Below are 11,478 nucleotides of genomic sequence, written 5' to 3' on the forward strand. Positions count from 1 at the left end.
GCCCGTCGCCAAGCACATGAGCGACGGCGTCGAGGTCCTCAAGGCCGTCCAGGGCAGGGGCGTGCCCATCCAGATCGGGTACAACCGGCGTTTCGACGCCGGGTTCGTCGCCGCACGCGCCGCGGTGCGGGCGGGCGAACTGGGCAAGCTGCACACCGTGCGCTCCACCACCCTGGACCCCGCGCCGCCCCCGGCCGCCTACGTGGCCGCTTCCGGTGGCATCTTCAGGGACTGTTCCGTGCACGACTTCGACATCATCCGCTGGGTGACCGGCCGCGAGGTCACCGAGGTCTACGCGGTCGGCGGCAACCGGGGCGCCGACTACATCAGGGAGGCGGGTGACGCCGACACCACCGGCGCCATCCTCACACTGGACGACGGGACCATCGCGGTGGTCTCCAACTCCCGGCACAACGCCCGTGGTTACGACGTCCGCATGGAGCTGCACGGCTTTAAGGACTCGATCGCGGTCGGCCTGGAGGACAAGCTCCCGCTGCGCTCGGTCGAGCCCGGCGTGACCTTCCCCGCGGGCACCCCGCACGACTTCTTCATGGACCGGTTCACGGCCGCCTACCGTGCCGAACTCACCGCGTTCACCGAGGTGGTCGCCGGCACCCGGACCTCCCCCTGCACGGTCGAGGACGCCCTGGAGGCGGGCTGGATCGCCGAGGCCTGCACCCTGTCTCTGCACGAGCACCGTCCGGTGACGATCGCAGAGGTGCGCGGAGCCTGACGCCGCGCACGGCGACGGGGCGGCCACCGGGACCGAGCACGCGGTCCGGGTGAGCCGCCCCGTCGTCCTTCTCCCGGTCGCTCAGAGGCCGAAGCGGATGGCGAACTCGTCCGGGTCGTACCTGTCCCGGTCCGGGTCGTGCTGGACCGCCGGCGTGGTCTCCACCATGTCCTCCGGGCGGACCCGCTCGGGCAGGGCGCCGAACCGCTCCCTGCGCCGCCCCGCCTCGGTCGCCGTCTCCTCGTGGCTCATGCTGGTCCTCCCCGTCGTGGCAACGGATCCTGCCGTCACGGGGAGAACGCGCGTGCCCCGACGGGTGTTCCCGAACCCGCCGGGGCACGCGCGGGGCCGCGCGGATCTCTCCGCGCGGCCCCGGGATACGTCTGTCAGGCGCCGCAGGACCGCGGGAACCCGCGGGTCCGTGCCACGAGGGCAGCGGCTTGGGCCGGCCCGGACGTCACGCCTTGCCCTCGGGACCGCTCGCCACCGGGGCGCCGAGGTCCTCCTCTTCCGGGAGTTCCTCGGTGTCCACGCCACGGACCTGGGAGAGCTCGTGCTTCAGGGCGGCCAGCTCGGCACCGCCCGCCATGTGGTTGGTGAGCTCTTCGAGGGTGATGTCGCTGCGCCGGGCGGAGAGTTCGAGGGTGCCGAGGCGCAGCACGCTGAAGTGGTCGCCGACCATGTAGGCGTGGTGCGGGTTGTGGGTGATGAAGATGACGCCCAGGCCGCGTTCGCGGGCGGCGGCGATGTACTTCAGCACGACACCGGACTGCTTGACGCCGAGGGCGGCGGTCGGCTCGTCGAGGATGAGGACGCGGGCGCCGAAGTAGACGGCGCGGGCGATGGCCACGCACTGGCGCTGGCCGCCGGAGAGGGTGCCGATGGGCTGTTCCAGGTCGTCCAGGACGATGCCCATGTTGCGCAGCTCCCGGTCGGCGGTCTCCTTCATCCTGGCGATGTCGAGACGGCGCAGGGGCCAGGGGCCCTTGGTCATCTCGGAGCCGAGGAAGAAGTTGCGCCACACCGGCATCAGCGGGACGGTGGCGAGGTCCTGGTAGACGGTGGCGATGCCCTTGTCGAGGGCGTCGCGCGGGCTGGCGAAGCGCACCGGCTGGCCGTCGACGAGGAGGTCGCCCTCGGTGTGCTGGTGCAGCCCTGAGATGATCTTGATGAGGGTGGACTTGCCGGCGCCGTTGTCACCGAGGACGCAGGTCACCTGGTTGGCGAAGACCTCGAGGTCGACGCCGTGCAGGGCGCGGATGTTGCCGTACGACTTGCCCGTGCCGCGCAGTTCGACGATCGGGCCGCCGTCGGTGGGCGACGTGTCCTGGAGGATGGCGCCGTGCGTTCCTGTCGTGTTGTCTGTCATCGGGTCACCTCCTGGTCGCGGTGCGCTGGACCCACAGGTTGATCATGACGGCGCCGAGCAGCATGACGCCGAGGAAGGCCTTGAACCAGTCGGGGTTCCAGCCGGCGTAGACGATGCCCTGCTGCACCATGCCGAACATGAAGGCGCCGAAGACCGGGCCGATCGCCGAACCGGCGCCGCCGGTGAGCAGGCAGCCGCCGATGACCGCGGCGGAGATGTAGATCAGCTCCTGGCCGACGCCCTCGCCGGACTGCACGGTGTTGAAGGAGAACAGCTGGTGCATGCCGACGAACCAGGCCCCGAAGCCGACCAGCATGAACAGCGAGATCTTGGTGAAGTTCACCGGGACGCCGACCGCGCGGGCGCTGTCCTTGTTGCCGCCGACGGCGAAGATCCAGTTGCCGTACCTGGTGCGCAGCAGGACCCAGGTGGCGACGGCGGCGAAGAACAGCCACCAGAAGATGGTGATCTTCACGTCGACGCCGCCGATGGTGACGGTCGAGGCGAAGATGCTCTTCACCTGGCCGAAGCCGTCCATGTTGCTGATGTCGTCGGTGGCGACGTTGCCGGTGACCAGCTTGGTCACGGCGAGGTTCACACCCTGGAGGATCAGGAAGCTGCCCAGGGTGATGAGGAAGCTGGGCAGTCCGGTGCGGACCACCAGCCAGCCGTTGAGGGCGCCGATGGCGAGCGACACGACGAGCGCGGCGATCACGCCGACCCACACGTTCATGGACAGCTGGTAGGCCAGCATGCTCGCGGTCAGCGCGGAGGTGACCACCGCGACACCGGCCGAGAGGTCGAACTCGCCGCCGATCATCAGCAGGGCCACCGGGATCGCCATGATCCCGATCGTCGACGACTGGTAGAGGATGTTCGCCATCGAACTGGCTTCGCGCACCGGCGGCGCGGCGACCAGGAAGAAGACGTAGACCGCGACGGCGCCCAGGAAGACACCCACCTCGGGGCGGGCCAACAGCCGCAGGGCCAGGGGCCGTTGTGCGGTACGGCCGTCCTTCACCGGCGAGCCGGGGGCCGGCGGTGTCGCCACCGCCGGCGCTGGCTGCTGACTCATACCGATCACCGTGTGCCCTTCGCGGCGAACTGGGCGACCTTCTCGACGTTGGACTTGTCGACGAAGGCCGGACCGGTCAGGACCGGCTGCTCGCCACCGCCGCTGTAGTTGCCGTTGTTCTTGTAGAGCCACAGCGAGTCGACCGCGAGGTAGCCCTGGAGGTAGGGCTGCTGGTCCACGGCGAACTCGATGGTGCCCTTGCTGATGGCGCCGGTCAGGTCCTTGTTCAGGTCGAAGGTGGCGATCTTGGCCTTGCTGCCCGCGTCGGACACCGACTGCACGGCGATCAGCGCGATGGGGGCGCCGAGGGTGACCACGTGGTCGACGGCGCCGTCCTGCTTGAGCTTGGCGGTGATCGTCGACTTGACCGAGGTCGGCGAGGTGCCGTCGACGTACAGGGTCTCCGTCGTCCCGGAGAACGTCTTCTTCACGCCGTCGCAGCGCTGGGTGAGGCCGACGTTGCCCTGCTCCTGGATGACGCAGACGACCTTCTTGGCGCCCTCCGTGTTCAGCCGGTTGCCGAGCGCCTCGCCCGCGACCGTCTCGTCCTGGCCGAAGAACTGGAGCAGACCGAGCTTCTTCCAGTCGCTCAGGCCGGAGTTGAGCCCCACGACCGGGATGTTCGCCGAGCCCGCCTTGGAGATGACGTCCTTCATCGCGTCCGGCTTGGCGAGGGTGACGGCGATCCCGTCGACCTTCTGGTCGATCGCGTTCTGCACCAGGTTGGCCTGGTTGCCGGCGTTCGGGTCGGCCGAGTAGACCAGCTTGATGTTGTCCTTGGCCGCGGCCGCCTCGGCACCCTTGCGGACGATGTCCCAGAAGGTGTCGCCGGGCGCCTGGTGGGTGACGAGCGCGACCGTCATGCGGGGGGTGCTCGCCTTGCCCGCGGAGGCGGCCGCGCCGCCCTCCTCGGACTTCTTTCCTCCGGTGCTGCTGGAGCAGCCGGTGAGAGCCAGGGCGGCCGCCGCGGCCGCGGCGACGAAGGGGGCCAGTTTCCGCGTACGGGTACGGGTTGAGCGGTCCATCTTTCCTGCACCTCACTGTGCGCCGGGGGAAAAGGGGGATCTCGGGGATCCCGTGCCGGACCGGGCCGAAAAGTGACGGTCCGAGCCGGTGCTGCGTGTTGGGACGGGATACAAGTCCCTGTGCGGCCCGCTGTCAATACTTTGTTAAGACATCATTTCACGCTCAGGTCCGAATGTAAGTACAAACCATTGACAGCGCGCCCCGCCCCGATCTACACCTGAGGGGCATCCCGCCCGTCCCGAGGCCCGTACGCAGGCGATCCCTACCCGCTCCCGCCGGGTGTACCCCCCGCCCCCGCCCTAATGAGGTCCCCATGAGCCAGCCGACCACCCGCCTGACCGTCGCTCAGGCACTGGTGCGGTTCCTGTCCGCCCAGTACACCGAGCGCGACGGCGTCCGGCACCGGCTGATCGCCGGCACCTGGGGCATCTTCGGCCACGGCAACGTGGCCGGGATCGGCCAGGCGCTCCTCGAGTACGGCGACGTCATGCCGTACCACCAGGGCCGCAACGAACAGGCCATGGTGCACGCGGCCGTGGCCCACGCCCGGCAGCTGGACCGGCTCTCCGCACAGGCGGTGACCACGTCCATCGGTCCGGGCGCCACCAACCTGGTGACCGGCGCGGCCCTCGCCACCATCAACCGCCTGCCGGTGCTGCTGCTGCCCGGCGACTACTTCGCGAGCCACGCCCCCGACCCGCTGCTGCAACAGCTGGAGCACCCGACCGAGTTCGACGTCTCGGTCAACGACACCCTGCGTCCGGTCTCGCGCTACTTCGACCGGGTCACCCGCGCCGAGGCGCTGATCCCCTCCGCCCTGAACGCGATGCGCGTGCTCGCCGACCCGGCCGAGACCGGCGCGGTCACCCTCGCCCTCCCCCAGGACGTCCAGGCGGAGGCCTACGACTGGCCGGAGGAGTTCTTCGCCGACCGCGTCTGGCGGGTGCGGCGGCCGGCCCCCGACCCGGTCGAGCTGACGGCCGCGGCAGCCGCCGTGCGGGCCGCCAGGCGCCCGTTGATCGTGGCGGGCGGCGGAGTCCACCACAGCCGCGCGGAGGACGCCCTGAGGGCCCTCGTGGAGGCCACGGGCATCCCGGTCGCCTCGACCCAGGCGGGCAAGGGCTCGCTGCGCCACGACCACCCGGCCGATCTGGGCGGTGTCGGGCACACCGGGACCGCCGTCGCCGACGACCTGGCCCGCACCGCCGACCTGGTCATCGGCGTCGGCACCCGCTACTCGGACTTCACCACGGCCTCCGGCACCCTCTTCCAGAACCCGGCCGTCCGCTTCCTGAACCTGAACATCACCGGACTCGACGCCCACAAGCAGTCCGCGCACCCTCTGGTCTGCGACGCGCGCGCCGGGCTCACGGCCCTCGCCGAGGCCCTCGCCGGGCACCGGGTGGCCGCGGAGTACGTGGCCGAGTACCGGGCGGGCAAGGAGCGCTGGGAGGCGGTCGTCGAGGCGGCCTACCGCGCGGACGACGAGGACGCCGTACCCACCCAGACCCAGGTGCTCGGCGCCCTCGACGCGGTGGTCGGCGATGACGACGTTGTCATCAACGCGGCCGGTTCGCTCCCGGGCGACCTGCACAAGCTGTGGCGGGCCCGCTCGCCGCGCCAGTACCACCTGGAGTACGGCTACTCGTGCATGGGGTACGAGATCCCGGCGGGCATCGGCGTCCAGCAGGCCGCGCCGGACGTGGCCGTCTGGTCGCTGGTCGGCGACGGCACCTACCTGATGATGCCGACCGAGATCGTCACCGCCGTCCAGGAGGGCCTGCCGGTCAACCTGGTCCTCATCCAGAACCACGGCTACGCCTCCATCGGCGGCCTCTCCGAGACGGTGGGCGGCGAGCGGTTCGGCACCGCCTACCGGTACCGGGCCGCCGACGGCACCTTCTCCGGCGCCCCGCTGCCGGTCGACCTCGCCGCCAACGCGGCCAGCCTGGGCATGGAGGTGCTGCGCGCCAAGACGGTGCGGGAGCTGCGCGAGGCGCTGTCCGCGGCCCGCGCGAGCGACCGGCCCACGTGCGTGTACGTGGAGACGGACCCGGCGACCGGCGCTCCGCCCGCCGAGGCGTGGTGGGACGTGCCGGTCGCCGAGACGGCGTCCCGCGAGGCCGCCGTGCACGCCCGTGCGGACTACGACCGGCAGGTCGCCGGCCGCGTGAGGCACCTGTGACCCCCCGAACCCCGGAAGGAGGTCTCCCGGTGGCCAGAACCGGTGATTCCGTCCGCGTCGCGACCGTCTCGGCGCTCGACTCCCTGGACTTCGCCCTGGACCGGGGCAGCCCGGTGCCCCTCTACTACCAGCTCGCCCAGCAGTTGGAGGAGGCCATCGAGCACGGCGTCCTGGCGCCGGGCAACCTCCTGGGCAACGAGATCGACCTGTCGGTGCGGCTCGGTCTGTCCCGGCCCACGGTCCGCCAGGCCATCCAGTCACTGGTCGACAAGGGCCTGCTCGTACGCCGCCGGGGCGTGGGCACCCAGGTGGTGCACAGCCAGGTCAAGCGCCCGCTGGAGCTGAGCAGCCTCTACGACGACCTGGAGTCGGCCGGGCAGGGCCCGACCACCCGGGTGCTGCGCAACGAGCGGATCCCCGCGACCGCCGAGGTGGCCGCGGCGCTCGGCATCGCGGAGGGCGCGGAGGTGGTGGTCCTGGAGCGGCTGCGCTGCACCCACGGCCAGCCGGTGGCGTTCCTGTGCAACTACCTGCCCGCGGCCCTGCTCGACCTGGAGACGGAGCGTCTGGAGTCGACCGGCCTGTACCGGATGATGCGCACGGCCGGCATCACCCTGCACAGCGCCCGGCAGACCGTGGGCGCCCGCAGCGCGACCGCCGAGGAGGCCGCCCGGCTGGACGAGCAGGCGGGCGCCGCCCTGCTCACCATGCGCCGCACGGCCTACGACGACACCGGCCGGCCGGTGGAGTACGGCAGCCACGTCTACCGGGCGTCCCGGTACGCCTTCGACTTCCAGTTGCTCGTCCGACCGTAGCCGGGAGCAGCAGGTCCGGGGGTGTGAAACCAACATGCCCGCACACGAGCCCCCACGGAGTTTGTCCGGTGGGGGCTCGGTCGTCCCGCTTTGTTCAACAAACCGGCAGACAACCATGACGATTACGTTTCGGGCAAGAGACGGGCGAGAGAGCCGCAGGCTATTGACGCATGAGCGGACAAGCGGTTGTTATTGCGCCCACGATGTTCGGCCGAGTTGGTTTCTGATCGGTTTCGGGACCTTTCGAAGATCAGCTCTTCCCCTTGCCGAACCCTGTTACCCAGGAGCCGCCATGCGCATCTCCCCGTCCGGTCTTCACGTGCCGGGTCCGAGCCGCCGTAACGTCCTGCGTGGGGCCGGCTCTGCCGCCCTCCTCGCCGGTGCCGGCATACCCCTGCTGTCCGCCTGCGGAAGCAGCGGGTCCTCCTCCGACCCGAAGACCGTCAGCCTCGGCTCCAACTCGTCCGACGCGGTGCCGAAGAAGGCGTTCGCGGAGATCTACGCGGCCTTCACCAAGCAGTCCGGCATCAAGGTCGACGTCAACACGAAGGACCACAACACCTTCCAGGAGCAGATCAACTCCTACCTGCAGGGCACGCCGGACGACGTGTTCACCTGGTTCGCCGGTTACCGCATGCAGTTCTTCGCGGCCAAGAACCTGGCCTCGCCGATCGACGACGTGTGGGCGAAGATCGGGGACAACTTCCCCGACGCGATGAAGCAGCTCAGCAAGGGCGAGGACGGCAAGTACTACTTCGTCCCGCTGTACACGTACCCGTGGGCGGTCTTCTACCGCAAGAGCGTCTTCCAGGCGAAGGGCTACGAAGTCCCCACCACCTGGGACGCGTTCGTCGCCCTGTGCAAGAAGATGAAGGGCGACGGCCTGGTCCCGATCGCCTTCGGCGACAAGGACGCCTGGCCGGCGATGGGCACCTTCGACCAGATCAACTTCCGCCTCAACGGCTACGACTTCCACAAGTCCCTGATGGCGGGCAAGGAGTCCTGGACCGACCCCAAGGTCAAGGCCGTCTTCGACCACTGGGCCGAGATCCTCCCCTACCACCAGGACGGCTTCATGGGCCGCACCTGGCAGGACGCCGCCCAGACCCTGGTCTCCAAGAAGGCCGGCATGTACGTCCTCGGTTCCTTCGTGGGCCAGCAGTTCACCAACAAGGCCGATCTGGACGACCTCGACTTCTTCGCCTTCCCGGAGCTCAACTCCGCGTACGGCCAGGACACCGTCGAGGCGCCCACCGACGGCTTCATGGTCAGCAAGTCCCCGAAGAACCACGACGGTGTCGTCAAGCTCATGGAGTACCTCGGCACCCCCGAGGCCGAGCAGATCTACCTCAAGGCCGACAACAGCGTGGTGGCCGCCTCCAGCAAGGCCGACACCTCGTCGTACACCGCGCTGCAGAAGAAGGCGTACACGATGATCAGCGGCGCCAAGAACCTCACCCAGTTCATGGACCGCGACTCCCGCCCGGACTTCACCTCCACGGTGATGCAGCCCGGTCTGCAGAAGTTCCTGCAGAACCCCAAGGGGATCGACAGCCTGCTCTCGTCCATCGAGCGCCAGAAGAAGACCATCTTCGCCTCCCAGTGAGCTCTGGAATGACCACCGATACCCCCACGAAGTCCCAGGAGGCGGCCGCCGTGCCGCCTCCTGGGCGCGCGTCCGAGAAGAAGCGGATCCGGCAGGGGCACAAGCGCCTGCTGACCCGCCGCGACCGGATCACGCTCGCCTTCATGGCGGGCGTGCCGACGATCCTGCACGTTCTCCTGGTCTGGGTGACCGCCCTGGCCTCGATCCTCCTCGCCTTCACCACCTGGGACGGCATCGGCTTCGACTCCATCAAGTGGGTCGGGCTGGACAACTTCAAACAGCTCTTCGCCGACAACCCGCAGTTCTGGCCCGCGGTCCAGCACAACGTCATCTGGTTCGTCGTGCTCATCCTGATCCCGACGCCGTTCGGCCTGTTCCTGGCCGTACAGCTGGACAAGAAGATCAGGTTCACCCGGATCTACCAGACCGCGTTCTTCCTGCCGGTCGTCATCTCGATGGCCTGCATCGGGTTCGTCTGGCAGCTGATCTACAACCCGGACACGGGTCTGATCAACAGCATCATCGGCGCCAACAAGCCGGGCCACTACATCGACTGGATCGGTGACCCGAAGCTCAACCTGTGGGCCGTGCTGATCGCCGCGTCCTGGCGGCACGCCGGCTACATGATGATCCTGTACCTGGCCGGTCTCAAGAGCGTCGACCCGTCGCTGCGGGAGGCCTCGGCCCTGGACGGCGCCAACGAGTGGCAGACGTTCAAGAACGTCATCTTCCCGACCCTGCGCCCGACCAACACGGTCGTCCTGGTCGTGACCATCATCGAGGCGCTGCGCGCCTTCGACCTGGTCTTCGTCTTCAACAAGGGCGCCCAGGGAACCGAGTTGCTCTCCATCCTGGTGACCAACAACATCATCGGCGAGTCCAGCCGGATCGGTTACGGCTCCGCCATCGCGGTGGTCCTGCTGGTCATCTCGCTGATCGTGATCATTCCCTACCTGATCGCGACCTTCCGGAAGGAGCGGCGCGCATGAGCACCGTGAGCGCGCTGGCCAAGCAGCGCAACCCGATCCGCCCGGCCCGCGTCCTGCTGCACGTGTTCCTCGCCGGGGCGGCCCTGGCCTGGCTCGCCCCGCTGCTGTGGGCGGTCTTCTCGGCCATGCGCCCCTACAGCGAGACCAGCGCGCGCGGCTACCTGTCCTGGCCGCACACGCTGAACTTCGACAACTTCAAGAACGCGTTCACGCAGTCGGACATGACCCACTACTTCACGAACACGTTGATCATCGCGGTCCCGGCCGTGCTGCTCACGCTGTTCCTGTCGTCGATGGTCGCGTTCTACGTCAGCCGGTTCGACTTCCGGGTCAACCTGGCGCTGCTGCTGGTGTTCACCGCGGGCAACCTGCTCCCCCAGCAGGTCATCATCACCCCGCTGTACCGGCTGTACCTGCTGACCAACCTGCCGGGCATCACCCAGAGCGGCAAGCTGTACGACTCGGCGCTCGGCCTGGTGCTGATCCACGTCGCGTTCCAGTCCGGGTTCTGCGCGTTCGTGCTGTCGAACTACATGCGCTCGCTCCCGCACGAGCTGACCGAGGCCGCGCTGGTGGACGGCGCCTCGGTGTGGCGGCTGTACTGGCAGATCACGCTGCCGCTGTGCCGGCCCGCCATGGCGGCCCTGGCGACCCTGCTGTCGATCTGGATCTACAACGACTTCTTCTGGGCGCTGGTGCTGATCTCGACCGGTGAGAACATGCCGATCACCTCGGCGCTGAACAACCTCTCCGGCCAGTACTTCACCGACCCGAACCTGGTCGCCGCCGGCTCGCTGCTCACCGCGATCCCGACACTGATCGTGTACTTCGTGCTCCAGAAGCAGTTCGTCAGCGGTCTGACCCTGGGCTCCGCGAAGGGCTGACCCGGCTCGCTGGGCCGGGTGCCTGCGCACTCGGCCACCCGTGAAAGAGAACCCCGTGCACATCTCGTTCACCCCGGCCGCCGCCGTGCCGGTGGACACGCGCACCGCCCGTGTCCACGAGGAGGGCTGGCAGTCCTGGTCGCCGAGCGGCTCCTACGCCCTCGGGGCCGCGCCCCACCGCCCGACGAACGACAACCGGGCGACCGTCTGCCACCGCCCCGGCCGCACCGTGCCGGCCGGGGCCTTCCAGGGCGAGGGCCTGCTGGCGCTCGACCCGGGCGACGGCTCCCCGGTCCGGCTCTGGGCGGCGCCGGACCCGCTGCACGAGGTGCCGTCGATCCGCCTCACGGTCGCGGGCGGTGTCGCCGAGGTGGCGGCCGACGGCCCGGTCAAGGAGTGGACCGGCACGGGCCTCCAGTCCGTGCTGGCCGAGTGGGCCGACTCGCTCGCCCTGCCGGCCCCGCGCCCCGCGCCGACCGTCTGGTGCTCCTGGCACGCGTACTTCACGGCCGTCACCGAGGACGACGTCCACGAGAACCTGCGGGCGATGGACACCCTCGACCTGCCGATCGACGTGGTGCAGATCGACGACGGCCCCCAGAGGGCGCTGGGCGACTGGCTGACCCTCTCGGACGGGTTCCGCTCCCGGCAGGGCGTCGCGGACACCATCCGCGCCCGCGGCCGCCGGGCGGGCATCTGGACGGCGCCCTTCCTGGTCGCCCCGGCGAGCGAACTCGCCGCGAGGCACCCGGACTGGCTGGTCCGTGACCCCGACGGCGGCCCGCTGCACGCGGGC

General features: G+C 69.5%; 11 protein-coding genes. 7 read left to right on the forward strand and 4 right to left on the reverse strand.

Annotated features, from left to right (window positions below; translation table 11 throughout):
* Positions 1–733: Gfo/Idh/MocA family oxidoreductase (locus AB0958_RS42520; RefSeq protein WP_366895862.1), on the forward strand; the 733-nt coding region annotated here is incomplete at its 5' end.
* 81 nt (positions 734–814) lie between these two features.
* On the opposite strand, the gene AB0958_RS42525 is transcribed toward AB0958_RS42520, so the two are convergent.
* The 4 genes from AB0958_RS42525 to AB0958_RS42540 form a co-directional block, all read right to left on the reverse strand.
* Positions 815–985: a hypothetical protein gene (locus tag AB0958_RS42525; RefSeq protein ID WP_366895863.1), complete on the reverse strand. Its 171-nt coding sequence runs from the start codon at positions 983–985 to the stop codon at positions 815–817.
* 205 nt (positions 986–1,190) lie between these two features.
* Positions 1,191–2,102 carry an ATP-binding cassette domain-containing protein gene (locus AB0958_RS42530; RefSeq protein ID WP_366895864.1) on the reverse strand — a complete coding sequence of 304 codons (912 nt, stop codon included), beginning with the start codon at positions 2,100–2,102 and terminating at the stop codon, positions 1,191–1,193.
* A 4-nt stretch (positions 2,103–2,106) separates the two neighbouring features.
* Positions 2,107–3,183, reverse strand: a complete 1,077-nt coding sequence (locus AB0958_RS42535) for an ABC transporter permease (protein ID WP_366895870.1) — start codon at positions 3,181–3,183, stop codon at positions 2,107–2,109.
* The gene (locus tag AB0958_RS42540) at positions 3,183–4,202 is read right to left on the reverse strand and encodes a sugar ABC transporter substrate-binding protein (RefSeq protein ID WP_366895865.1); all 1,020 of its coding nucleotides are present in this window, start codon (positions 4,200–4,202) and stop codon (positions 3,183–3,185) included. Before AB0958_RS42540 ends, AB0958_RS42535 begins: the two co-directional genes overlap by 1 nt.
* A 314-nt stretch (positions 4,203–4,516) precedes the next feature.
* Between AB0958_RS42540 and iolD the strand changes: the two genes are divergently transcribed.
* The 6 genes from iolD to AB0958_RS42570 all read left to right on the forward strand — a co-directional run.
* Positions 4,517–6,388, forward strand: a complete 1,872-nt coding sequence (gene iolD, locus AB0958_RS42545) for a 3D-(3,5/4)-trihydroxycyclohexane-1,2-dione acylhydrolase (decyclizing) (RefSeq protein WP_366895866.1) — start codon at positions 4,517–4,519, stop codon at positions 6,386–6,388.
* 29 nt (positions 6,389–6,417) lie between these two features.
* Positions 6,418–7,203 (forward strand): GntR family transcriptional regulator, encoded by a 786-nt coding sequence (locus tag AB0958_RS42550; protein ID WP_366895867.1) that lies wholly within the window; start codon positions 6,418–6,420, stop codon positions 7,201–7,203.
* A gap of 292 nt (positions 7,204–7,495) precedes the next feature.
* The gene (locus AB0958_RS42555) at positions 7,496–8,809 is read left to right on the forward strand and encodes an extracellular solute-binding protein (protein WP_132887915.1); all 1,314 of its coding nucleotides are present in this window, start codon (positions 7,496–7,498) and stop codon (positions 8,807–8,809) included.
* Positions 8,810–8,817: 8 nt separating this feature from the next.
* Positions 8,818–9,798 (forward strand): sugar ABC transporter permease, encoded by a 981-nt coding sequence (locus AB0958_RS42560; RefSeq protein WP_361336888.1) that lies wholly within the window; start codon positions 8,818–8,820, stop codon positions 9,796–9,798.
* Positions 9,795–10,682, forward strand: coding sequence for a carbohydrate ABC transporter permease (locus AB0958_RS42565; RefSeq protein ID WP_366895868.1), 888 nt, complete (start codon positions 9,795–9,797; stop codon positions 10,680–10,682). Before AB0958_RS42560 ends, AB0958_RS42565 begins: the two co-directional genes overlap by 4 nt.
* A gap of 55 nt (positions 10,683–10,737) precedes the next feature.
* On the forward strand, positions 10,738–11,478 hold a 741-nt coding region (locus AB0958_RS42570; protein ID WP_366895869.1), incomplete at its 3' end, for an alpha-galactosidase.

This window comes from Streptomyces sp. NPDC006655 (assembly GCF_040703965.1).
GTDB lineage: Bacteria > Actinomycetota > Actinomycetes > Streptomycetales > Streptomycetaceae > Streptomyces.

Excerpts from the sequence above, each read along its gene's own strand:
- AB0958_RS42525 (WP_366895863.1), bottom strand. The coding sequence starts at position 985 with ATGAGCCACGAGGAGACGGCGACCGAGGCGGGGCGGCGCAGGGAGCGG.
- AB0958_RS42530 (WP_366895864.1), bottom strand. The coding sequence starts at position 2,102 with ATGACAGACAACACGACAGGAACGCACGGCGCCATCCTCCAGGACACG.
- AB0958_RS42540 (WP_366895865.1), bottom strand. The coding sequence starts at position 4,202 with ATGGACCGCTCAACCCGTACCCGTACGCGGAAACTGGCCCCCTTCGTC.
- iolD (WP_366895866.1), top strand. The coding sequence starts at position 4,517 with ATGAGCCAGCCGACCACCCGCCTGACCGTCGCTCAGGCACTGGTGCGG.
- AB0958_RS42555 (WP_132887915.1), top strand. The coding sequence starts at position 7,496 with ATGCGCATCTCCCCGTCCGGTCTTCACGTGCCGGGTCCGAGCCGCCGT.
- AB0958_RS42560 (WP_361336888.1), top strand. The coding sequence starts at position 8,818 with ATGACCACCGATACCCCCACGAAGTCCCAGGAGGCGGCCGCCGTGCCG.
- AB0958_RS42565 (WP_366895868.1), top strand. The coding sequence starts at position 9,795 with ATGAGCACCGTGAGCGCGCTGGCCAAGCAGCGCAACCCGATCCGCCCG.